Below are 23732 nucleotides of genomic sequence, written 5' to 3'. Positions count from 1 at the left end.
GCCAGAATAGACGGGTGCACCAATGCGGGCCTGCTGATGAAGATTCTCGTTCCGCTGATGAAGCCCGCTATCGGGACGGTTACGATCATCAATTTTATCGGGGTATGGAACGAATTTTTCTTCCCTATGATTTTTATTCAAAATGAAGCGAAAAAGACGATTCCTCTCGCCATGCAACAGCTGTTCGGAGAATTTACGACCGATTGGAGCGTTCTGTTCGCGGGACTGACGCTGTCATCCTTGCCGATGATTTTGATTTTCGCGTTTTCTTCCCGCCAGTTTATGGACGGTCTTACGGCAGGAGCTGTCAAATAACGACTCATCCAGATTGACGATTAAGGTGGGATCGCTAGTGCACGGAGGACTTGTCACGATTAAAGAGGCGCTTACGCAGCTTAAGCCCCAGGAAAGAATCGTCGCGGAGTACATTTTGGACCATCCAGAGGGAATTGTACGGATGTCCGTTCAGAAGCTGGCGCAAACGACAGGGGTCAGCGAAGCGACGATCGTCCGGCTATCGCGCTCTCTCCAGTTCAAGGGTTATCAGGATCTTAAAATGCGAATCGTAGCCGATCTGGCCCAGACGTCCCGTACCGCGATGGAATTGGACGCCTATCAGGAAATCCAACTGGACGGCAGGGTCTCTACCTTGATCGACTCCATCTCTCATAACAATATGCAATCGATTCAGGATACGTTGTCGGTGTTATCCGCAGAAGAGGTCGAAAGGGCGATCGAGAAGCTAGGCGAAGCGCGACAAATCTGCATCTTTGGAGTAGGAGCTTCGGCCGTCATCGCGGAAGACTTCATGCAGAAGCTGACGCGCGTTGCTCGTTGGTGCACGGCGGCCTATGACTTCAACACACAGGCCACCTATGCGGCACTTCTGAAGGAAGGGGATGTGGCATTCGGCATTTCCTATTCCGGTCAGACGGAGGACGTCATACGTTCGCTCGGCATCGCCAAGGAGAACGGAGCCTGCATCATTTCTTTGACTAAGTTCGGCAGCAATCCGATTTCCGATCTTGCGGATATCCGGCTGTTTACAAGCTCGATGGAAAAAAGCATTCGAAGCGGGGCGATGGCCTCGCGAATCACGCAACTAAACGTCATCGACATTTTATTTGTCGGGATTGCTCAATTGGATTATGACGAGAACGTCAGAATGCTCGAGAAAACGAGAAAAGCCGTAGCCCTATCGAAGCGCAATGCGTGAGCGGACGGATTTATAGGAGGACATACTGTCATGAAAACACTAGAACATCTCGTTACGGAGCAGCGAAATGCGCGAACGCGCGATCTGAGCGAGTTAAGCATAAAAGAAATCGTCGAAATCATGAATGAAGAGGACCAGACCGTCGCCCTGGCGGTGAAAAGGGAGCTTCCGGCCATTGAGCGGGCGATCGCGGCTATCGTGGCCTCGATGGAAAAGGAGGGCAGGCTGGTCTATGTCGGAGCGGGCACGAGCGGGCGCATCGGCGTGATGGACGCCTCCGAATGTCCGCCGACCTTCGGCGTGGACTTCAATACTGTGATCGGACTTATCGCCGGGGGAGAAGGCGCGTTCGTCAAAGCCGTAGAAGGGGCGGAGGACGACGAGGAGCTTGCGGTGAGCGACCTTAAGCGGATCGGTCTGTCCGCGCGCGACGTCGTGGTCGGATTGACGGCCAGCGGCAGAACTCCGTACGTCAAGGGCGCGCTTCAATACGCGCGGGAGGCTGGCGCGACCGCCATCTCGGTATCCTGCAACGCCGAGTCGGTCGTCAGCCGTTACGCTGACCATGCGATCGAGGTTGAAGTCGGCCCCGAGATTCTAACTGGCTCTACCCGGCTGAAGGCGGCGACCGCGCAAAAGATGATTCTGAACATGATGTCGACGACCGCGATGATTCGGCTCGGCAAGGTGTACCAGAACCTGATGATGGACTTGCACGCAAGCAATCAGAAGCTGAAGGAAAGATCGCTTCGAATCGTGATGGAGGCGACGGGGGCCGATTACGAAGCCGCGAGCCGCGCGATGAAGGAAGCCGACAATCATGTCAAGACGGCGATCGTTATGCTTGAGACGGGACGAGATCGCGAGACGGCCGAAGCGGCCCTGGACGAGGCCGGAGGCTTCGTTAAGCGCGCCATTGAAGCCGTTCGGGCGGCTTCCGGGGAATAAGGACGAATGGAATATGTCATTGGAATCGACGGCGGAGGAACGAAGAGCCTGCTGCATATGGCGGACGGCGACGGAAATCCCATTCTGGAGCTGAGCGGAGGGCCGCTTAATCTCAACGCGACCGGCAAACAGGCCGTGGAGGTGGAGTTGAAGAAGCTGCTCTTCCGGGCGGCGGACAATTCCGGGATGCTGCTGACAGATTGCCGGGCGTTCTGTCTGGGGGCCGCGGGAGCCGACAGGAGCGGGGAGCGCGAAATATTCGAGAGCATACTCAGAGGGCTGGGGGTCCGCGGCGCCATTGAGGTGACCAACGATGCCGAGAACGCGCTGGCAGCCGGAAGCGGAAGCCGGGAAGGCGTGGTGGTGATCGCTGGAACAGGATCGCTGGCATTCGGACGAGATGGGTACGGCAACGTCTGTCGGTCCGGAGGCTGGGGCCATCTCGTCGGCGACGAGGGAAGTGGCTATGCGATCGCCTCCCGCGCTGTCGCCGCTTCATTGCGAAGCTTCGACGACCGCGAGCCGTATACGGAGCTGCTGCCCCGGCTAATGGAGGAAACAGGCATCAACAGTCCAGAGCAGTTTATCCCCTTTATTTATCGGCAGGAGGGAAAGCGGCATATCGCCGCGCTGGCCCGGGTCGTGAACGAGGCTTTCCTCGCGGGAGATCGAAAGGCGGAGTTCATTCTGATCGAGGCGGCTGATGAGCTTGCTCTTATGGCGAGAACGGTGATCGGCAAGCTTCGCTTTGATTCTTCGCGGATCCCCCTCGTCTGCAGCGGCGGCGTCTTTTCCAGCATCGATGCTGTATTTGAGCGATTCGTCCGTCAGGTCACGGCAACCGGCTTGCCGATTGAGGTGATCAAGCCCGTGCACAATGCCGCGTACGGCGCGGCGAAGATCGCCCTGCTGATATCCTCCCGCGAGGGGAACGGTTAATCCGTTCTCCTCGTTTTTCGGTTTACCAGTATCCGTTCAATCCGGTCGGCTCCGTGAACTGATAAACACCATGCTGTCGTACCAGTCGTTCCAGTAGTTCAGCGTCTGAAGCAGTCCGATCGTTGGCAGCGACAGCAGCTTAATAATCTGGGCGTGCAGATGTGCAACTCTTCGGGGCCGTCGATTTTGGCCGACTCGATCAGCGAGTCCGGGATCGCATTCGTAACAAACAGAGAAGCGGATATGAGAGTCATCGTAACCTTGGGCTGCACGGAATGCGGCGGCCGCAACTACACGGTATCGAAAAACAAGAGGACGCATCCGTCCCGGGTGGAGCTCTGAAAATATGGCCCGCAGCTCAAGAAGCATACGATCCATCGGGAAGACAGGTAACCGGCGCGGGGCAAGCAGCTGAAGGACAAGATAGCGCCTTGGCGGAACCCGGAGCTGCAGTCGTAGCCCATAACTCATCAACTGTTGCTATCTTTAATCTTCTTCAGATGGTCAATCACCGTCTTCGGATTCTCCTTCGCGTTGGCTCCGTTGATTCTGTAGCTGTTCGCATCCGCTCGGGAGTTGATGCCCCTTCTGACGGTGAAGGAGAGCTGAATGTCGAGCGATTGCAGGACGTCCATGACGGTGTCGTTGAAAGCGCCGTAAGGGAAGGAGAGGATGCTGTCGGCGTTGCCGAGCTCCTCCTTCAGGCGCTCTTCCGCTTTCGCCAGATCCTCGGCAACCCGCCGCTTGGCCTCCTCCGCCGTCTCCTGACGCTTTTCCTCGACCAGATACTTCCGAGCCGTAAGCGCCGGCTTCTTGCCGCCCTGCTCGTCCTCCTCGACATACACGTGCGAATCGTAAGTATGCGAATAGAAGGTCATGCCGTCCTTCTGCATCTCTCGCATTTGGTCCCAGGTTATCTTCGGCGCGCCGATCCGTTCATCGATATACTTGACGATGACGAAGTTGGTCGCGGGATAGCCGTATTCCTTCAGCACCGGGTACGCCAGCTTGTAGAAGCTTTCATATCCGTCGTCGAAAGTCATAAGCACCGCATTGTCGGGCACCGGCCCTTGATTCAGAATATATTCGGAATACTCCTTCATGCCGATCACCTGGAAGCCGTTTCTTTTTAACAGCTCCATCTGTTTTTTGAAATCTTTCACCGAGAGCGCATTTTTCGACGTCTTGCCTTCCGTAAGGTCGTGGTACATCAAGACGGAGACCTGATCGCTATAGTAGACCTTCCCCTCTACAGGCTCGACTTCGGCTTCGGCATTGCTGCAGGCGCTAAGGATCGTGACGGCAAGCCATACCCATACAAGCGCGGCCGTCCAAGGTTTTCCGCTTAAGTTCATTTCTTGAATCTCCTCCTTCTATTCAGAAGGATTATAGAAATGAAAACTTAATGAATTAGAGGGCCGTTCCTTATCAAATGGGTGGAATAGTCCTTAAAGATCTCTTAACAACGTCAATCCGGAAAGCTCGGCCCGATTAAAAAAACGCAAGAGCCTCCGACTATCGGAGACCCTTGCGCAACGAACCTTTCCGCAAGCATGGAAGGCTGGCGGCGAACCTATTCTGCGGTTTTGTTCAATGGAATAAACACGAGGCTGATCGGAAGATTGCTTCCCGACGCGATGACCAGCGTCAGATCGACGGTCTCCTCCGTAGGGCCGGTCCGGTACAAGACGCCCAGCTCGTCGGGGTCCTTCAGAATGCTCTTCTCAACCATCTGCACCACGCGATCATTGACCAGCAGCGCTCCCGCATAATGGCCGCCCCGCGCGTTAAGCCCGATCAACGTATTTGGCGCCACCTTGACGCGTACCTTGTAGCGGACGCCGGTGTTGCCTTTATTCGTTTCAGGCAGGCCGAGCAGCTTGTCTTCGCCCGCAAGGAAGCTGTCGTTATGATCGCCGATCGCGATCCGCTGCTCCTCGTAACCGAGCGTCCCGTCAATCACAAGCGAACGGTCGGCATCCTGGAACGTTCCGCGGACATGACGGCCGTCGCGGTCCAACCGTTTCAGCCCGGGAAGAATCTCGAAGATGCTTTGATCAGGATGCGCCTCCGCGTCTACTGCGGCAACGGTGAACTGCAGCTCGTCGCTGGTCTCGATCTCGGTGTAGGAGGTCATGATCAGGTTCGGCTTCAGCGGCGTTTGGCTGACCTCCGGCAGGACGACCACGGATTCGCCCGGCTTCAGCACGACCTTGTCGCGCGGTTTTCCGTGGGCCGTATCGTCGAGGAAGCGGGCGACGGCGTTTTTCCCGCTCGTGGAAACATAGGTCGCCGGACCGCCCTTGCCGAACGCGTTGATGTTGTAGGCGACGGGATGGCTCTGGTGATTGGTGGCGACCAGATAGATCGTCAGAGCTTTGCCGGAGCGATTGCCGTTATGGATATTGATGCGGAACTTGCCGGAGATGCTGTCCCGATAGGCGATGCCTTCCTCCAGGAAATATTCCGGGCTGTTGCTGCGAATCAGCTGTATCGGCTGGGATTCGATCGTATACGGCACTTGCGCCATCCGAAGCACGGATTGGCCGGCTATCGGGAATTTGTCGCCCGGCGGAGTGAACAGCCGGTTGAACTCCTCCTCGGTGTGCATCGTTTCTTCCGTGATTTCGATTTTCTGCGTGTAGGAGCCGGTCAAGCCGTATGGATTGGTCACCTTCAACGTAATCTCCACGACGCCGGGGCGGAAGAAGGCTCGCTCCTTCCCCGTCCATTCCGTCTTGACGATCCTGCCGTATTCGTCGTAGCTTTCATCGGAGTATTCGATCGGTTCTCCCATTTTGTAGACGGTCTTGTTCGTGATAAACCTTGCGACAGGAGGCACGTCCTTCACTTCTTCGTTCCAGGAAAGAGAGTACGAGGCGCCGTTTACTTCAAATAAGCTGCCGGTAATTTCCGACCAAGTGCGGATCGGCACCATCATGCTGCCTTTCAGGGTGAACAGCTTGCCTACGGCGAGGCGTTTTTCTCCGTTCAAGGTGTAACGAGCCGTGCCCGCCGCAAATCGGATTTCCGCACCGTCCTTCGATACGACCGATTCCTTGGTTGCGGCATCATAAGAGACGCTGTAGCCGTATAATCCGGCGAATGTGCTCAGCGGAATGTAGTTGGTCCCGTCCTTGTAAGTGACCGGCTGGACGGCCTTCGACGTTTGGCCGTTATACTGGATGCTCGCGCTGTTTGGGTTCAGCAGAATCGTGTTCTTGGAGGCGTCTTGCGCGAACGCCGATACGGCGGGAAAAGGGACGGCCAGAAGCATGGAGCCGATGGCGACCTTCAACAGTCGTGTCTGAATGGATTTTCTCATTGTGCAAAGTTCTCCTTATATTGGTTCGATTTAGGTTGTACCCGCTGAATAAGGACACGAACTAATTAACGCAAACGAATGGAAAATGTTGCGTTATTTAGATGAGGGTCGGCTGTCGATCGAGCTCGGGAAGGCGGAAAAAAAGAAGCCGTTCCCGATTCGAGGGAGGGCTTCCATAAGCTTAGGCTATTCCGAATCGCGAGCCATCTCGCGGAACGATTCCTCCGCAGCGTCCAAGGTCGCGTCGATGTCGGCGTCGGAGTGCGCGGTCGTCAGGAACCAGGCCTCGTACTTGGACGGGGCGAGGTAGACGCCGCGCTCCAGCATGAGCCGGAAGAAGCGGCCGAACCGCTCGCCGTCGGACAATTGCGCCTCCTCGTAGTTCGTGACCGGTCCGGCGCAGAAATGCGTCGAGAACGCCCCGACGATCCGGTTGACCGTCAGCGCAACTCCGTGCCTAACCGCCGAAGCTTGCAGGCTGTCGCACAGCCGCGCGGCCTGCGCTTCCATGCGCGCGTAAACTCCAGGCTCTCGCAGCACCTCCAGGCAGGCGATTCCGGCCAGCACCGAAGCCGGGTTGCCGGCCATCGTGCCCGCCTGGTAGGCGGGGCCTAGCGGCGCGATCATCTCCATCAGATCGGCGCGTCCGCCGTAGGCGCCGATCGGCAGGCCTCCGCCGATGATTTTGCCGAGGGCGGTCAGATCCGGCCGGATCGCCTCCTGATCGGCGAATGCCGGGAACGTCTGGGCCGAGCCGTAGTGGAACCGGAACGCGCTGATGACCTCGTCGTAGATGACGAGCGCGCCGGCGTCCCGGGCCATCTTGCACAGCCCCTCCAGGAAGCCCGGCTTCGGCATCACCATGCCGAAGTTGCCGACGATCGGCTCGACCATGACCGCGGCCACCTGGTCGCCCCAATGCTCCAGCGCCGCGCGCAGCCCGTCCAGCTCGTTGAACGGTACGGTAATGACCTCGCTCGCGATGCTGGGCGGAATGCCCGCGCTGTCGGGAATGCCGAGCGTCGACGGCCCGGAGCCGGCGGCGACGAGCACCAGGTCGGCATGGCCGTGGTAGCAGCCGGCGAACTTGATGATTTTGTTGCGGCCGGTGAACGCCCGGGCGACGCGGATCGTCGTCATGACCGCCTCCGTGCCGGAGTTGACGAAGCGAACCTTGTCCATTGACGGGATCGCGGCTTTCAACGCCTCGGCAAGCCGAATCTCATGCTCCGTCGCCGTGCCGTAGAGCGTGCCGTTATGCGCAGCCCGGACGATCGCTTCGGTCACCTTGGGGTGAGCATGTCCCGTAATGATCGGACCGAACGCGGCCAAGTAATCGATGTAACGGTTGCCGTCGACATCCCAGAAATAAGCGCCCTCCGCGCGTTCCATGAACACGGGGGCGCCTCCTCCGACGGCTTTGAAAGAACGGGAGGGGCTGTTGACCCCTCCCGCGATATGGCGCTGAGCTTCCTCGTACAATTGCGCCGAACGTGCTCGCTGATTCATTTTTCTCCAACCCTCCGCATGCGAATGCCCACAAGGGATCTTGGGGCTGTGTTTCGTTGAGATCGTCTTGGCCGGCCGCTAAAGGCTACTGAGCCGCCGCCGCGCTCGAAGAAGCGCCCGGCTCCGGAGTTTCCGGAACCATATCGTCCGCGACCAGCACTTCCTGCACGTATTCCTTCAGCTTGACGCGGTCCCGCACTCCCAGCATGGCCGAGCCGCTCACGTTTTCGTCGAAGACGAGGTCCATCGGGGGAATTTGCGCGGAGCCGGCCTGATGCGAGTTGTACCCCAGGCTGGCCAGCTTCAGCATATCGTTCGAGGACATGTTCGTCTCGATGTACGGAACGACTTCGCTCAGAATGTCCGGCAGCTTGATCAGGTTCCAGCCGTTCTTCAGCTTGGCCGCGACGGCCTTCAGGAACTCGCGCTGGCGCTCGGTCCGGGTGAAGTCGGACAGCTTGTCGTGCCGGAAGCGCACGTACTGCAGAGCCTTCTCTCCGTCCAGATGCTGCTGCCCCTTCTTCAGGTCGATATCGTACCGGTTGCCGTCCGCGTTGTCCGTCCACTTCATATCCTTTTCGACGTAGAAATCGACTCCGCCCAGCGCGTCCACCAGCTTGATGAAGCCCTGGAAATCGGCATAAACATAATATTGGATATCCAGTCCCATCAGATTGCCGATCGTCTTCATCGCCAGATCCGGACCGCCCAGCGTAATAGCCGTATTGGCGCGGTTGTCCTTGTAGCCGGGAATCTCCACGCGGGTGTCGCGCAGCACGGAGAACAGATGAATCTTCTTCGTCACGGGATCGAAGGAAACGACCAGCATCGTGTCCGAGCGAGCGACCTCGTTGTCTCTCAAGCCGCGATCGTCGCCGCCCATCAGCAGCACGTTGACGCGTTCCGAGCCTTCCCATTCCGGAGGCTGGTACTCCGGTTTCTCTTCGAATTGGCCGAATCGAGACTCTTCCTTCGGCTTCTGAGCCTTATCGATCTCGTTGACGCTTGCCCATACCCACCAGCCGACCGCGCACAAAAAAATAAAAGCCAGCCCCAGTATGGAAAACAGCGTAATCTTCCACTTCTTCTTCATTCCGATAGTCCTCTCAGTAGGCAGTATGTTAAAATTATAAAGTTTCAGTTAAGGCATGCGCAAGTTCATGTCAAAATCCTAATGAACTCGACTTGACTACAGGAGGTTCATCATGTTAGCCATAGACGTACATCAGCTGCGGAAACAGTTCAAAGTTCAGAAAAACCGGGAAGGCCTCAAAGGGGCGTTCAAGGATCTGTTCAAGCGGGAGCATACCGAGGTGACCGCGGTCAAAGACATCAGCTTCCAGATTCCCCAAGGCGAAATCTGCGGCTATATCGGCGAGAACGGAGCGGGCAAGTCGACGACGATCAAGATGCTCACCGGCATTCTCGTGCCGACCTCCGGCAAGCTGCTCGTGAACGGCTTCGTTCCTCACAAGGATCGCGAGAAGTTCGTGCAGGGCATCGGCGTCGTGTTCGGGCAGAGAAGCCAGCTGTGGTGGGATATCGGGGTGATCGAATCCTTTCGGCTGCTGAGAAAAGTGTACCGGGTGGACGAGACGGATTTCCGCAAAAGGCTCGACGAGCTGGTGGAGACGCTGCAATTGCAGGAACTGCTCAACCGGCCGGTCCGCAAGCTGAGCCTGGGCCAGCGGATGCGCTGCGAGCTGGTGGCGGCGCTGCTGCACAATCCTTCGATCCTGTTTCTGGACGAGCCGACGATCGGCCTCGACATTGTCGTCAAGACGGAGATCCGCGAGTTTCTGAAGCGGCTCAACCGCGAGCAGGGCACGACGATTCTGCTGACGACGCACGACCTGCAGGACATCGAGGCGCTGTGCTCGCGCGTCATTATGCTGGACGACGGACGGATCATCTACGACGGAGGGCTGGAGGAGCTGAAATCGCGCTGGGGCAAAGGGCGCGAGGTGCAGTTCCAGTTTACCGACCCGGTGACGCTGGCGAAGGTGTCCGAGCTGACCGGAGAGCTCGAAGTTCGCTGGTCGCTGGACAACGACCTAACCGCCAAGGTGTGGATTCCGCGCGAAATGAACGTCTCCGAGGTGCTGTCCCGAGTCGTCGGCCGTCTTGACATTAGCGACATCAAAATTTTCGAGACGAACACGGATGAAATCGTGCGCGAGATTTACCAGTCGGGCAGCGCCGAGGCTCCGCGCGACTTGTCGGCCCTGACCCTCGGGGATGACCCCGATGCCGCCGAGAAGGAACCGGTTCAAGCGGGGGCGGCCAAACGATGATGAGCATGTACCTGGACTTCGTCCGCATCCGTTTCTTGATGATGCTCGCTTACCGGGTCAACTATTACAGCGGCATCGTCATCTATGCGATCAACATCGGGGCGTATTATTTTCTGTGGAAGGCGATTTTCGGCGAGGCGGAGACGCTGCAGGGGTTCACGGTCATCCAGATGTCCACTTATGTGGCTGTATCGTGGATGGCGCGGGCGTTCTATTTTAACAACCTGGACCGGGAAATTTCGAATGAAATCGTGGATGGCAGCGTGGCGATCCAGATCATCCGGCCTTATTCCTATTTACTCGTGAAAATGATGCAGGGCTTCGGCGAAGGGCTGTTCCGCCTGCTGCTGTTCATGATTCCGGGGATGATCGTCGTGTCGTTTATTTTTCCGCTGGAGCTGCCGACCGACCCGATGCAGTGGATCGTTTTCTTCGTGATGATCTGGTTCAGCTTTCTGATCAATACGCAGCTGAACCTGCTGACGGGCCTGGGCGCGTTCTTCTTCGAGAACAATCAGGGCATTATGTCGATGAAAAGAATTATGGTGGACTTGCTGTCCGGCGTCGTCGTTCCGATCGCTTTTTTCCCGGGATGGGCGATATCGATCATGAACTGGCTGCCTTTTCAGGCGATTACGTATTTGCCGGGCTCGGTGTTCACGGGGCGCATCCAGGGGGCCGACGTGTGGAACGCGCTGCTCGTGCAGGTCGCATGGACGATTGTGCTGATCGTGCCGATTCTACTTGTGTGGCGCGCGGCGCGGCGCCGGCTGTTCGTGCAGGGGGGGTGAGAAAATGAGCCGATTCGCGTTTACATTGGGCTTGTACCGGGATTATCTGGCCAACTATATGAAGACGAAGCTGAGCTACCGCGCGGATTTCTGGGTCGAGGTGCTGTCGGATCTGTTGTTTAACGGGCTGAACCTCGTCTTCATCTTCATCGTGTTCCTGCATACGCCGTCTCTCGGCGGCTGGAGCGAGGCGGAGGTCGTGTTCGTCTACGGCTACTTCATGATCGCTTCCGGGGTGTTCTCGACGTTCTTCAGCGCCTGGAATTTCAGCGAGCGGTATATCGTCAAAGGAGAGATGGACCGGGTGCTGACCCGTCCGGCGCATTCCTTGACGCAGGTCATGCTGGAAAACATGGATCCGCCCGCGATGTTCGGAGCCTTGGTCGGCCTCGCCATTCTGATCTCTTCATGGGCGACGCTCGGGCTGCCGTTCCACTGGTACGATCCGCTCGTGCTGATCGTCATGGTGATGGGCTCTTGCTTCATCTATATGGGCATCTATACGGCGATGTCGGCGATCTCGTTCTATTCGGACGCGCCGACGGGGATCGGACCGCTGATCTACAACATTCAGAACTACGGGCGCTATCCGGTGGAAATCTACAATAAAACGATCAAGTTTCTGCTGACGTGGCTGCTCCCGTTCGCGTTTGTGGGCGTGTACCCCGCGTCGTATTTCCTGGGGCGCCTGGAGGAGTGGTGGATGCCGTGGCTAACGCCGGTCGTCGGCCTCGTCTTCCTGACGCTGGGCGTCGCGTTCTGGAACTACGGCGTGAAGCGGTATCGCGGGGCGGGGAGTTAGCGGACCGAGGGAGAGGCGCGGTCCGGGAACAGCCCGAGAATATAGCTTTTCAGGTCGACCAGCCGATGAACGTTGGGGGCGGAATCCGTGCCGTAAATAATCAGGGGCACCACGGATTCCAGGCGATGCAGCGAACCGTGCCCGCCTCCGCCGATATGGGTCGGAGAACCGGCCCCCGACAACTCGTAACCCGGCAGCGAGGTGACGACGAGAAATTTGCCGGGATGCGAATGCAGGGAGGAGAACAAGCGCTGCAGGGCGTCCGGATAATCTCCGAACGTTATCCGCTTTCGTTCCGTCTTCATATCCAAAGCTTCCGGGCTGCCTTGCCAGGACCAGGTCTGGCCGTAAGGATCGGTCCAATCTCCCTGCTTCTTGAATTTCAGTTCCCCGGAGACGCCGCCGCGCTTGACCCGAATCCAATCGTTCTCCTTCCATGCGACGATTCCGATTCGGGGCTCGGCATGAAGACGCTCGGCCAACTCATCCAGAAAGGGGCCCGAATTTAAGGAGTAGACGTAAGCGGCGGTTTCGTTGACGGCGAGGGCGATCTGCTCGCGATCGGTCGCCGTTCGTCCGGGAGGCAGAATGGCGTAGTCCCGCAGCAGTTCCGTCAAGTCGACGACGGGCTGGCTTCCAGCGCGATGAATCTGCGACATCCCGCTGTCTCCCGCAAGGATAATCGTCGCTCGTTTCTTGGCCTCCTCTTCCGAACCGAAAGCCCGGAGCAGCTTCCGAAGCCGACCGTCCAACCGGCGCAAGCCTTCCTGATCGGAGGGCCCTTTTTGGTGCAGCCGTTGATCCAGATCGGGCAAATACACGTAGAGAAAATCCGGCAGGCGATCGTTCTCGACGAGATACTGCACCGTTTCGATCGCGTAATCGTCGCTGAACCCGAGCTTGTTCGCGATTCCGTCGGGAACCTCCTTCATGCCGTCCAACGGGTTGGACAGCAATCCGAACGTAAACAGATCGGGCCCTTTGATCCCGAGAGTTCGCGGCTTGCCGAGCGGCAAGCGGACGGCGGCGGGCAGGGTCAAAGCATGGTCGGTCTTGCCGCGATAGATGAGACCGTTGACGGAACCGGACTTCAGCCCTCGCGCGGCCAAATCCTCATAAATGGTGCGAAGCTCGGCATTCAGATGCTTACCGTTCAGATGGATCAGCAGATCGTCCAGTACTTGGGCGGCCCCCGTGCGCAACACTTCCATCGGTCCGGTTCCGTAATTGACGACCCGTCTCTCCTCGGCGGAGTACCAGGCCAATCCGGGAATCCGGTGCCGGTCCGGTTGGGCTCCCGTCACGATCGTGCTGTCGATCGTAACGGACATCGTCGGAAACGCGCTGACCACGTCTTTAAAATATTGTCCGTTCTCGATTAGATACTTGAAGGTAGGGAGCTGATTGCTCCGAACGCCGAGATCGATAGATTGGTACATCAGCGAATCCGCGACCAGAAGCAGCACCTTCTTCGCCCCTGAAGGCCGGGCCGACCGGGCCCTCAGCATTTCTTGTCCCTTCGGTCCGTCCGCCTTGCCGGAGCAGCCTCCGACGACGACCGCCAAAATCATGGCCGCGAGCCATAAAGCGGCAAATTTCCTCATATCGATCCCCTCACCTTAACGATTTTTGCGATTCGAAAAGTGCATTCCTTCGTCTGTAGCGCCGCCGGTTGAAGGCCAAGAAAGTGCCTTGGCGGAACCGTGCCCGCGGGTCCAAGGCCAAGAAAGTGCCTTGGCGGAGCCGTGGCCGCGGGTCCAAGGCCAAGAAAGTGCCTTGGCGGAGCCGTGCCCGCGGGTCCAAGGCCAAGAAAGTGCCTTGGCGGAGCCGTGCCCGCGGGTCCAAGGCCAAGAAAGTGCCTTGGCGGAACCGTGCCCGCGGGTCCAAGGCCAAGAAAGTGCCTTGGCGGAGCCGTGGCCGCGACCGCGGGATCGTGGATCAACGGAAATGGCAAATCCATATATTGGTTTGTCCTACATCGGCACGAACCATACGCTAGCGGTTACATTGAACATCTGAGCCGCATCGAAAATTTGTTCTTGCAACCCCTTACAACCCGTGCTATGATGACTTCAGAACAAAGATTCCACAATGAACATATGTTCAGAAGGGGAGGGGGCATGGGGCATTGTGATTGAAGCAAGTCAAGAAAAGAAGAGGCTGCTGGTCAAAGTCAGCACGATGTACTATATGGACGGGTTAAACCAGCAGGAAATTTCGGAGCGTCTCGGCATTTCGCGGCCGCAGATCAGCCGGATGCTCGCCGCGGCCAAGTCGGAGGGGATCGTGCAGATCAGCATTCGCAATCCGTACTCGGAGGAGCAGACGTACGAGAGAGCGATCGCGGAGACGTTCGGCATCCATGACGTCATCGTCGTGCACGTGCCGGGCGGGGATCGCCAGACGATCGACCTGCACGTCGCCCGAGCGGCCGCGGCGTTGCTGGAAAGCGCGATCAAGGACCGCGACGTCGTCGGCATCATGGCCGGCCGCACGATCGCGTCCGTCGCCCGCGAAATTCAATTCGTCGGACGCAAGGAAGTGCAGTTCGTGCCGATGATCGGCGGGTTCGGCTCGGACGGGGGAGCTTGGCACGCCAATACGAACGCGAGAGTGTTCGCGGAGCAGTTCAGAGCGCGCCATCTGCTGCTCAATTCTCCGGCCGTCGTTGCCTCTCCGCAAGCCAGGGAGCTGTTTTTGAACGAAGCGGAAATCGCCAAAGTGCTGGAAGCCGCCCAAAAAGTATCGCATGCGCTGATCGGGATCGGACAAGTATCCGACCAGGCCACCATCGTCAAGTCGGGCTACTTCAGCGACGAGGAGATGAACGGAGTCCGGGGGAAAGGCGCTGTGAGCAACATTTCCACCTCGTTCCTGAACGAAACGGGGGAGCGGGTTCACTATAACGGAGAATCTCGCATGATCGGACTGTCCATCGACGAAATCAGAGCGATCCCGAACGTAATCGCCGTCGCGACCGGAGACGATAAAGTCGAAGCGATCGTCGCCGCCCTGCGCGGCAAATGCATGGACGTGCTCGTCACCGACATGGACACCGCCAAGGGACTGCTCGACTGGCAGAAGAAGCATCCCGTCCGCTAAGCGGGCGGGGATGCGGCAATCCATCCATTTTCACCTATACCAAGGGGGAAGTTCACTATGAAAAAAGGATTCTTAATTATGACAGCGCTTCTATTGGCCGTCGCTCTGACGGCTTGCGGAGGCAAATCCGGAGGCAAGGACGGCGCGAAGACGATCTCCATCCTGACGCCGTACCTGTCGTCCGTTACGACAAACGAGATGGTCGAATCGCTCAAGAAGCAGGCGGCGGACAAAGGTTGGAAAGCGAACGTCGTCGACACGAAAGGCGACATGGGCCAGCTGGCCAGCCGGATGGAGGACGTCATCTCTTCCAAGACCAACGCGATCGTGCTTGTCAGCACGGATCCGAACCAATTGAAGAGCCAGATCCAGCGCGCGAAGGACAAGAGCATTCCGGTATTCGGAGCCGACTCTGGCTACATCGAAGGCATGGTCATGAACGCGACGAGCGACAACAAGGAAATGTCCAAGCTGATCTCCGAGCATCTGTTCCAGACGATCGGGGACGCAGGCAAGCTCGTTATTCTGACTCACCGTCCGCACCCGGGCGTGCTCGCCCGCACCGTGCAGTTGGACGATCTGCTGAAAGACAAGCCGAATATCTCCAAAGTAACGGAGCAGCAAGTCGAAGTGCCGGGACCGATCGAGAACGCTCGTAAACAAATGGAAAGCCTGCTGCTCTCCAACAAGGCCGAAGGCTCGATTACCGCAGTATGGGCCGGCTGGGACGAAGCGGCGATCGGCGCGGCGCAAGCGATCGAAGCGGCCGGACGCAAGGACATCGTCGTGACCGGCATCGACGGCAACAGCCAAGCGGTCGACATGATCAAGAAGGGCTCTCCGCTCGTCGCGACGGTGAAGCAGAACTTCACGGGCATGACCGAGCTCGTCGTCAAGCAGATGGAGCTCGTGTTCGCGGGCCAGCCGGCCGAAGGCACGGAGCTGTACGCTCCGGCCAGCCTGATTACGAAAGACAACGGCTAATACCAGAGGCAGAGCGGCGAAAGCCGCTTTGCTCAATTCGTAGAGCAAGGAGGGTTCCCATTGACCCTACTGAAAGTAGCAGGACTCGACAAGGTGTTCGGCCAGCACTACGCGCTCGCCGACGTCAGCTTCGAGATCGAAGCGGGCGAAGTGCATGCGCTCGTCGGAGAGAACGGGGCGGGCAAATCGACGTTCATTAAAATCATGACCGGAGTGTACGCGCTCGATGCCGGCACCGTCGAATGGAAAGGGCGGCAGGTCGACATCCCGGATCCCGGCGCATCCCGCCAAATCGGCATCAACGTCGTGCACCAGGACCGCCACCTCGTTCCTTCTTTTACCGGCTACGAAAATCTGTTTGTCGGACTGGAATACCCGACGAACAAGTCGCGCATCGGCGTCAACTGGAAGCAGATGAAGCGGCGCGCGGAGCAGATTCGCAGCGACTTCGGCGTCGAGATCGACCTGAACAAGACCGCCGACCGGATGTCTCCCCCGGAGAAGACGATGCTGGAAATTTTACGCGCGATGATGCTGGAATGCCAGCTGCTCATTCTCGACGAGCCGACGGCCTCGCTGACCGACCAGGAAGCGGAGAAGCTGTTCGCCCTGATCGGCCGACTGACCGCGCAGGGGACGGCCATTCTGTATGTTTCCCACAGGATGGACGAAATTTTCCGTCTGTCCGACCGGATCACCGTATTCCGCAACGGTCAACGGGTCGACACGCTCCGCACCGCGGAGACGGACAAGGAGCGGTTGATCCGTCTTATGAGCAACGCCGAGGTGAAGAAGGGACACAAGAGATCGGGAAACCGGGCGTCGGGAGAAAAAGTGCTCGAGCTGAGCGGACTTTCGACGAAGGACGGCAAGGTGAAGGAAACGAGTCTGAACGTGCGAAAGGGCGAGATCGTCGGCCTATTCGGACTGGCGGGAGCCGGACGGACGGAACTGCTGGAGACGATCTATGGACTCCGGGAGTCGGCGGGCGGCAGCATCGCCGTAGCGGGCAAGACGATCGCTTCTGCTACCCCGAGACGTTCGCTGGACAACGGCGTCGTGCTGATTCCAGAGGAGCGCAAGCGCGACGCGCTGGTGCTGGGCATGTCGATTCGCGAGAATATGACGCTGCCCGTGCTGAAGCGTTTCTCGGGATGGCTGAAGCTGCGCTCGCGCAAGGAGCGGTCGACAGTCGGCTCCTGGATGCAGGAAATGAACGTCAAGGCGGCGGGCTCGGAGCAGGCGGTCGGGCAGCTCAGCGGCGGCAACCAGCAGAAGGTCGTGTTCGCCAAGGCGCTGCTGTCGGACCCGGTGCTGTTCCTGTGCGACGAGCCGACGCAGGCCGTCGACGTCATGACGCGCGAGGAGATTCACCGCCTGCTCAAGGCGCAGGCAGACAAAGGCTGCGGCGTCCTGTTCGTCTCTTCCGACTTGCAGGAGGTGCTGGACATCGCCGACCGCTTGTACGTCCTGCACGACAGCCGCATCGTAGCCGAATTGGACAACGACGGCGTAACGTCCGAGCAGGTGCTCGGATATTGCTACAGTCACGGAAAAGGAAGTGAACCCCATGGTTGAAACGCGTTCCGGCATTTCTTACGTGCGACTGATTCGCACTTACGGCACGGTCGCAGCGGGACTACTGATTATTCTGGCATTTTCCGCGTTGAGTCCGGAGTCGTTCATGACGATCGACAACGCGATCAATATTAGCCGGCAAATTTCCTTCCTGGTCATTATCGCCCTGGGAGCTACGCTGGTCATGGCCGTAGGCGAGTTCGACCTGTCAGTCGGCGCGGTCGCCAGCTTCGGCGGCGTGTTCGCCGCGCAGATGGCGGTCGCGGGCTACCCGATCTGGCTGGCGTTCGTGGCCCCGATGGCAGTCGCGTTCGTCATCGGCTTCATTAACGGCTGGATCGTGACGCGCTTCCGCGTCCTCTCCTTCATTACGACGCTGGCGATGGGGACGATCCTCGGAGGGCTTAACTTCCGGCTGACCGGAGGCGCCACCGTATTCGAGAACATTCCGGACGGCTTCCGTTATCTCGGACAGACCGAATGGGCCGGTATTCCGGTGTTATCCTTTATTATGATTCTGGTCGCCGTTCTGTTCTGGTACGTGATGTCCCATATGTCTTTCGGTCGCAAGCTTTACGCGATCGGCGGCAACGAATCCGCTTCCCGCGTGGCGGGCGTGCGCGTCGCCTGGAACAAAAACCTGGCGTTCGCGCTGTGCGGCATGCTGGCCGCCCTGACCGGCATCCTGATGGCATCCCGGCTCGGGTCCGCGCATCCGACGGGAGGGGATGGTTTGTTCCTGTCCGCTTACGCGGCGGCATTCCTGGGCATGACTTCCTTTAAAGAAGGCGTGCCGAACATCTGGGGCACCTTCGTCGGCGCGGCCATTATCGGCATCTTGGCCAACGGGCTGACGATTCTCCAAGTGCCTACGTTTATGCAGGACGTCATTACGGGATGCATCGTCATCGCGGCCGTTCTAATGCAGAAGCTGGGACGTGGAAAATCATGATTCGAACTCTGAAATTGCACAGCCCATTCAACGTAGAGGCTTACCGCACAGCCAAGGAGAGGGAAGAAGCGCTGCTTCTCGGGTACTTGGTAGCGGGCGACCCGGCAATCGAGGAGTCTTACGAAATGATTCAAGCCAGCGCTTTGGCCGGCATGGACATCATCGAGTTGGGCGTGCCGAGCCCCGACCCGTTTATCGACGGCGAAGTGATCAAGCGCGCGCATAAGCGAGCGCTTGATGCGGGAGCCGCAGCCTCGGAAGGCCTGATGGACCTGTGGCGGAGAGTCCGCCGCGACGTGTCCCGGCCGATCTGGGCGATGGGTTACCGCAACGAGCTCGTCGAAGAGGGGCTGTACCGCCGGTTGATCGAAGAGAAGCTGATCGACGCGCTGGTGCTGCCGGATTGCTCGCTGGAGGAGCAAATCCGCATTCAGGAGGAAGTCGCTGCGGCCGGAGTCGACGTGATCCGGTTTATCAACAGCGGCATGGACGAGGCGACGATTCGCGAAGTGTGCGACGGGGCGACGATCATCTACGCCCAATCGTACTCCGGGACGACGGGAGATCCGATGGCCAGCGTTCAAGGCTTGGCCGCGCTGTGCGACCGGATTCGTCCGCATCTGACTCGCGGTCTTGTCGTCGCCGGGTTCGGTCTTCGTTCGCCGGAGTTGGTCGGGCAGGCGATTCGGGGCGGCTTCGACGGGGCGGTCGTCGGCTCCGTTCTCGTCAGCCGCAGCGAGAACAGGGAGAAGGACTATTTGTACCGGCTGGTGGCGGAGATGAAACTGGAGACGTTGGGCTCCTCGACAAGGGGATGAGCAGATGAGATACATGGCTTCGTTCGATATCGGCACGACGAACGTGAAGGGCATTTTGGTCACCGACGATGCCGGCATTTTTCTCGAAAAAAACATAGAGCTTAAGGTGATTCGCCACGGAGATTACGTGGAGCAGGACCCGGAGCAGTGGTACGACGCGGTCAAGCAGATCGCGGCCTCGTGGTTCAAGGTCGGCATCAAGGCCAAGGACATCGGGCTGCTGACATTCAGCGGGCAGATGCAGGACTGCATTCCGGTCGGGGAAGAGCTCCGTCCGCTGCGTCCCGCCATCCTGTATTCGGACGGCCGGGCTTCCGTGCAGTCGGACAGGCTGCTGTCGGAGCTGGGGGAGCAGGCGATTCACGAGCGGACGATGAACCATATGGACGGATCGCTCACTTTCCCGAAGATTCTGTGGCTGAAGGAGCGGGAAGAGGAGACGTTTCGGTCGGCGCGCAGCTTCTTGGTCAGCTCCAAAGATTACGTGATCGCGCGCCTGACGGGAGAGTGCGTGACGGATCCGACGTCCGCCGCGACGACGGGCTGCATGGATGCGCGCGCTCGCAGCTGGGTCGGCGATTGGTTGGAACGCTACGGCGTGGACGCCGGCAAAATGCCCCGGATCGCGCCTTCGGACAGCATCGTTGGGAATATCGGGGCGCAGGGAGCGGCTGAAACGGGGTTTGCCGAGGGCACTCCGGTGCTGTGCGGCATCGGAGACGCCGGCGCGGCCACGCTGGGAGCAGGGGTATACGAGGAAGGCGAAGTGTACGCCTACGTCGGCACGACCGGTTGGGTCGCCGGCGCTTCCTCGGGCTACATCGACGTGGAGAGCGGCGCGTTTAACCTCGCTTACGTAGAGGAAGGAAGGCAGATCGCGATCGCTCCCCTGTCCAACGCGGGGAGCGCCCATCAGTGGGCGGTCGGCGCGTTCGGCTCCGGAAGCGGCCGTACGGGCGATCTGATGTCCTACCAGATGTTCGACCGCGGCGTGGAGCAGACGGAGCGCGGCAAGGACGATGTGCTGTTCCTGCCGTATCTGAACGGCGAGCGTTGCCCCGTGCAGGACGCGAACGCTTCCGGCTGCTTTATCGGCCTGAAGCCGACGACGACGCGCGAGCGGATGGGCGCGGCCGTGCTGGAGGGCGTGGCGTTTTCGATGCGTCAGGTGCTGGAGTTGGTGACGCCGAAGGAGTCCGGCGGCGGCCGGCGCGTGACGCTGATCGGCGGCGGCGCCAAGAGCAAGGCTTGGTGCCGGATCATGGCCGACGTGTTCGGCTGCGAGCTGGCCGTTCCGAAGGACTCACAATTTTTGCCCTCCCTTGGCGCGGCCGCGCTCGGCTTCCGCCATGCGGGCTGGAGCGGGGACTACTCGTCGCTCGGGCAGATTTTCAAGGGCTTGAAGGAAGCGGTCGTATACGCGCCCGACGAAACGCTGCGCGCCTATTACGACCGCCAATACAAGAAGTACGAGCGGATTTATCCGGCGGTCTCTCCTTTGTTCGTGGAGTGAGGCTTAGCCGCGGATTCAGCCCGGAGCACAGCCGGTCCCATCGGGGCTGCCGGCTTGGCCCGGGCTGTTCGGCGTGCGGCTCCGCGCGCGGGTCTCGGGCCCAAGGCTTCGTCGGGGCGGAGGCGTAATGCCAAGGCCAATTGTTGGCCCCGGGATCTCTCGAAGACTGCTGCGCACGTCGCAGCAAATTCGCCCGTACTGGTTCCGTATACTATAATAGAAAGGATAAGTTGTCGCGAAGGAGCTTGAAATATGACGAAACAACAGCAGCAAATGGAGCAGAAGCAGCCCAAACAGCAGCAAAAGCAGAAGCTGCAGGAACAGACGCAGCCACAGTACGCGCAATCGCAGCTCGGGAAGCTGGCCCCGGACTTCGAGCTTCCCGCCACGAACGGAGGCTCGATCAGACTAAGCGATTATCGCGGCCGCAAGGTCGTGCTTTATTTTTACCCGAAGGATATGACGCAGGCCTGTACGCAGCAAGCGTGCGATTTCCGGGACGCTGCATCCGAGTATGAAGGCTTGAACGCCGTCGTTCTCGGCATTAGCACGGACGAGCTCAAGAGGCACTACAAGTTTACGGAGAAGTACGAGCTTCCGTTCCTGCTGCTGTCGGACCCGGAGCATCGCGTCTGCGAGCTGTACGGGGTATGGCAGGAGAAGCAGCTGTACGGCAGAACCTATATGGGAATCGTACGTTCTACGTTTCTGATCGACGAACAGGGCAAGCTGGCGCAGGAATGGCGCAATCTTCGAGTCAAAGGACACGCGGATAACGTGAAGCGGGCTCTTGCGGGAGAGTAAGGCTTCGAAATTTAACGGTAGCCGGCGGAGACGCCATGTGATAGAATCCTCTTAACAGGAGATGATCAGATGAATTTGAGGTCGAAGGTTTCATTTCGGACCTTAAACCGCACGAAGCTCGTGGATGACGTCGTCGCTCAGCTTCAGAAGAAAATTTCCGGAGGAGAGCTGAAGGAAGGGGATAAAATCCCGACTGAGCCGGAACTGATGGAGCAGTTCGGGGTGGGCCGATCCACGATTCGCGAAGCCGTGCGCGTACTCGTTCACGCCGGGCTGCTCGAGAAGAAGCAGGGCTTCGGCACCTACCTGAAGCGTGTCGCCGCGATTCAGGAGCCGTTGGACAGCAGGCTGCGAAGAGCGGAGATCATAGAAGTGTACGAGGTTCGGCAGATGATGGAGCTGGAGATTGCCAGGCTTGCCTCGGAGCGCCGGGACGAGGACGATCTCGCGGCGATCAAGGAGCATTTGGACACGCGAAATCACGCTTTGGCGAACGACGACATCCAGACGTATATCGAGGCCGACATCCGTTTTCATATCGCGGTAGCCATCGCAAGCAAAAACGCGGTCGTCATCGATCTGTACAAAACCTTCTCCGTATTCATTCGCGAGACGCTGGCTACGATTTTCGCCAACCCCGAAGGGCATAATCCGCAGACGGAGGCGCATATCCGGCTGTATGAAAGCATTCGCGACCGCGATGCGGCGGCGGCGGTAGCAAGCGCGTCCCGCTATTTGAAGGGCACGCTGGAAGAACTGTTTGGCGAGACGAACTAACCTCGTCTCGTGGTTTGTCATTAAACATCAGATGATAAGATGTTTAGTTCAAAGATAAACGTAAGGATGATGCCAAAATGAGCTCCACGACAGCAAGCGCCGGGCAGCAAGCCCGACACATGACCGTATTTTCCGTCCTGTTCATGATTAGTTCCGTGCACTTATTGAATGATGCGATCCAGTCCGTCGTACCCGCCATGTTCCCGATTCTGCACGAGTCGCTTAACTTGTCGTTTTCGCAGATCGGCTTGATCGGCTTTGCGCTGAACATGACCGCTTCGATTCTGCAGCCGTTGATCGGCCTGTATACCGATACGAGGCCGAAGCCGTATCTGCTGCCTATCGGCATTTTGTTCACCTTGGCGGGGGTTGTCGGGCTTGCATTTGCGCCGTCCTTCCTCTTTATCATGCTTGCCGTTACCTTGATCGGGATCGGCTCGTCGGTGCTCCATCCGGAATCGTCGCGGGTCGCTTATTTGGCCGCGGGCACCAGGCGCGGACTGGCGCAATCGATTTTTCAGGTCGGCGGCAATATGGGGCAGGCGCTTGCGCCGGTGATGACCGCATTGATTTTCGTCCCGCTCGGGCAAAAAGGCATCGCCTGGTTCGCGATCGCGGCAATCGTCGCCTTGATCATTCAGACGAAGGTCGCTCATTGGTATAAGGCCAATCTAATCGCTCGCCCGAAGCCAGCCAAGGAGGAAGCGGCATCCGGTCCTGTCGGCGCAAGAGGGGCGATCGTAGGCGTCTCACTGATTATTTTGCTGATGCTGCTGTTCTCCAAATTCGTATATGTCGCCAGCATGACGGGCTTCTATTCGTTCTATGCGATCGATCGTTTCGGCATCTCGGTCGATCAGGCGCAGCTGATTTTGTTCGCTCTGCTGTTCGCCGGCATGGCGGGGACGTTTTTCGGCGGGCCGCTGGCCGACAGGCTGGGACGGCGCAACATGATTTGGTTCTCGATCCTGGGCACGGCTCCGTTCTCTCTGCTGCTTCCTTATGTCCACAGCGTGCTTTGGGCGGTCGTTTTGTGCATCTTTATCGGATTTATTTTAATGTCTGGCTTCTCGGTCATCGTCGTCTACGCACAGGAGCTGCTGCCGAATAAAGTCGGCACGGTCTCCGGGCTTGTTTTCGGAGTGTCGTTCGGACTTGGCGGAGTCGGCTCGGCCGTGCTCGGGAAGGTAGCGGACGCGTCCGGCATCGACCTGGTCATTCAAGTGTGCGCTTATTTGCCGCTGCTCGGCTTGCTGGCCGCATTCCTGCCTACGGATCGCAAGCTTCGCGCGCTGTCCGCCCCATCCGATCCGTCGCCGTCGGTTGCCAAAGCATAAAAATCCGGAGCGCTTGCCCGCTGCAAGGAGCGGTGTTGATGAA

General features: G+C 58.7%; 21 protein-coding genes and 1 pseudogene. 17 read left to right on the top strand and 5 right to left on the bottom strand.

The genetic code is table 11. The features are described from left to right. From ACESLM_RS15390 to rpmG, 5 genes and pseudogenes are all read left to right on the top strand, one after another. Positions 1 to 315, top strand: a 315-nt coding sequence (locus ACESLM_RS15390) for a carbohydrate ABC transporter permease (protein ID WP_372632462.1), incomplete at its 5' end; no start/stop codon positions are given. 37 nt (positions 316 to 352) lie between these two features. After that, positions 353 to 1216, top strand: coding sequence for a MurR/RpiR family transcriptional regulator (locus tag ACESLM_RS15385; RefSeq protein WP_372632461.1), 864 nt, complete (start codon positions 353 to 355; stop codon positions 1214 to 1216). Between the two features lie 30 nt (positions 1217 to 1246). Next, on the top strand, positions 1247 to 2164 hold the full coding sequence (gene murQ / locus ACESLM_RS15380; RefSeq protein WP_372632460.1) for an N-acetylmuramic acid 6-phosphate etherase: 918 nt from the start codon (positions 1247 to 1249) through the stop codon (positions 2162 to 2164). A 6-nt stretch (positions 2165 to 2170) separates the two neighbouring features. Next, positions 2171 to 3103 carry a BadF/BadG/BcrA/BcrD ATPase family protein gene (locus ACESLM_RS15375; RefSeq protein ID WP_372632459.1) on the top strand — a complete coding sequence of 311 codons (933 nt, stop codon included), beginning with the start codon at positions 2171 to 2173 and terminating at the stop codon, positions 3101 to 3103. 243 nt (positions 3104 to 3346) lie between these two features. Beyond that, a pseudogene (gene rpmG / locus ACESLM_RS15370) lies at positions 3347 to 3442 on the top strand (50S ribosomal protein L33); the annotation flags it as partial. A gap of 131 nt (positions 3443 to 3573) precedes the next feature. On the opposite strand, the gene ACESLM_RS15365 reads toward rpmG, so the two are convergent. The 4 genes from ACESLM_RS15365 to ACESLM_RS15350 form a co-directional block, all read right to left on the bottom strand. Continuing rightward, positions 3574 to 4458: a polysaccharide deacetylase family protein gene (locus tag ACESLM_RS15365; RefSeq protein ID WP_372632458.1), complete on the bottom strand. Its 885-nt coding sequence runs from the start codon at positions 4456 to 4458 to the stop codon at positions 3574 to 3576. A 218-nt stretch (positions 4459 to 4676) separates the two neighbouring features. After that, a complete protein-coding gene (locus tag ACESLM_RS15360; protein WP_372632457.1) occupies positions 4677 to 6428 on the bottom strand; it encodes a copper amine oxidase N-terminal domain-containing protein in 1752 nt (583 codons plus the stop codon). A 186-nt stretch (positions 6429 to 6614) separates the two neighbouring features. After that, positions 6615 to 7937: a glutamate-1-semialdehyde 2,1-aminomutase gene (locus ACESLM_RS15355; RefSeq protein ID WP_372632456.1), complete on the bottom strand. Its 1323-nt coding sequence runs from the start codon at positions 7935 to 7937 to the stop codon at positions 6615 to 6617. A gap of 85 nt (positions 7938 to 8022) precedes the next feature. After that, positions 8023 to 9030, bottom strand: a complete 1008-nt coding sequence (locus ACESLM_RS15350; RefSeq protein WP_372632455.1) for an LCP family protein — start codon at positions 9028 to 9030, stop codon at positions 8023 to 8025. Positions 9031 to 9142: 112 nt separating this feature from the next. Between ACESLM_RS15350 and ACESLM_RS15345 the strand changes: the two genes are divergently transcribed. From ACESLM_RS15345 to ACESLM_RS15335, 3 genes are read left to right on the top strand one after another with little or no spacing between them, the layout of a single operon-like run. Beyond that, positions 9143 to 10231: an ABC transporter ATP-binding protein gene (locus ACESLM_RS15345; RefSeq protein WP_372632454.1), complete on the top strand. Its 1089-nt coding sequence runs from the start codon at positions 9143 to 9145 to the stop codon at positions 10229 to 10231. Then, entirely contained in the window at positions 10228 to 11022 is a 795-nt protein-coding gene (locus tag ACESLM_RS15340; RefSeq protein WP_372632453.1) for an ABC transporter permease, read from the top strand. The genes ACESLM_RS15345 and ACESLM_RS15340 overlap by 4 nt, the downstream gene beginning before the upstream one ends. Before the next feature lie 4 nt (positions 11023 to 11026). Further along, the gene (locus ACESLM_RS15335) at positions 11027 to 11824 is read left to right on the top strand and encodes an ABC transporter permease (RefSeq protein WP_372632452.1); all 798 of its coding nucleotides are present in this window, start codon (positions 11027 to 11029) and stop codon (positions 11822 to 11824) included. On the opposite strand, the gene ACESLM_RS15330 is transcribed toward ACESLM_RS15335, so the two are convergent. After that, a complete protein-coding gene (locus ACESLM_RS15330) occupies positions 11821 to 13428 on the bottom strand; it encodes an alkaline phosphatase family protein (RefSeq protein WP_372632451.1) in 1608 nt (535 codons plus the stop codon). The genes ACESLM_RS15335 and ACESLM_RS15330 overlap by 4 nt on opposite strands. Positions 13429 to 13954: 526 nt before the next feature. Here ACESLM_RS15330 and ACESLM_RS15325 point away from each other — a divergent pair. From ACESLM_RS15325 to ACESLM_RS15285, 9 genes are all read left to right on the top strand, one after another. Next, positions 13955 to 14926, top strand: coding sequence for a sugar-binding transcriptional regulator (locus ACESLM_RS15325; protein WP_372632450.1), 972 nt, complete (start codon positions 13955 to 13957; stop codon positions 14924 to 14926). 57 nt (positions 14927 to 14983) lie between these two features. Continuing rightward, the gene (locus tag ACESLM_RS15320) at positions 14984 to 15910 is read left to right on the top strand and encodes a sugar ABC transporter substrate-binding protein (RefSeq protein WP_372632449.1); all 927 of its coding nucleotides are present in this window, start codon (positions 14984 to 14986) and stop codon (positions 15908 to 15910) included. A 60-nt stretch (positions 15911 to 15970) separates the two neighbouring features. Beyond that, positions 15971 to 17488 carry a sugar ABC transporter ATP-binding protein gene (locus ACESLM_RS15315; RefSeq protein WP_372632448.1) on the top strand — a complete coding sequence of 506 codons (1518 nt, stop codon included), beginning with the start codon at positions 15971 to 15973 and terminating at the stop codon, positions 17486 to 17488. Continuing rightward, complete coding sequence (locus tag ACESLM_RS15310) at positions 17481 to 18440, top strand: ABC transporter permease (RefSeq protein ID WP_372632447.1); 960 nt, start codon at positions 17481 to 17483, stop codon at positions 18438 to 18440. Before ACESLM_RS15315 ends, ACESLM_RS15310 begins: the two co-directional genes overlap by 8 nt. Then, positions 18437 to 19258: a tryptophan synthase subunit alpha gene (gene trpA, locus ACESLM_RS15305; RefSeq protein WP_372632446.1), complete on the top strand. Its 822-nt coding sequence runs from the start codon at positions 18437 to 18439 to the stop codon at positions 19256 to 19258. The genes ACESLM_RS15310 and trpA overlap by 4 nt, the downstream gene beginning before the upstream one ends. Positions 19259 to 19262: 4 nt before the next feature. Beyond that, a complete protein-coding gene (locus ACESLM_RS15300; RefSeq protein ID WP_372632445.1) occupies positions 19263 to 20771 on the top strand; it encodes a xylulokinase in 1509 nt (502 codons plus the stop codon). A gap of 252 nt (positions 20772 to 21023) precedes the next feature. Continuing rightward, positions 21024 to 21575 (top strand): thioredoxin-dependent thiol peroxidase, encoded by a 552-nt coding sequence (bcp, locus tag ACESLM_RS15295; RefSeq protein WP_372632444.1) that lies wholly within the window; start codon positions 21024 to 21026, stop codon positions 21573 to 21575. Positions 21576 to 21644: 69 nt separating this feature from the next. Then, on the top strand, positions 21645 to 22352 hold the full coding sequence (locus ACESLM_RS15290) for a FadR/GntR family transcriptional regulator (protein ID WP_372632443.1): 708 nt from the start codon (positions 21645 to 21647) through the stop codon (positions 22350 to 22352). A 77-nt stretch (positions 22353 to 22429) separates the two neighbouring features. Continuing rightward, positions 22430 to 23689 (top strand): MFS transporter, encoded by a 1260-nt coding sequence (locus ACESLM_RS15285; RefSeq protein ID WP_372632442.1) that lies wholly within the window; start codon positions 22430 to 22432, stop codon positions 23687 to 23689. Positions 23690 to 23732: the final 43 nt, after the last annotated feature.

Source organism: Cohnella sp. (assembly GCF_041641335.1).
Taxonomy (GTDB): Bacteria; Bacillota; Bacilli; order Paenibacillales; family Paenibacillaceae; genus Cohnella.
This window is presented reverse-complemented; position numbering and strand designations above follow the sequence as displayed.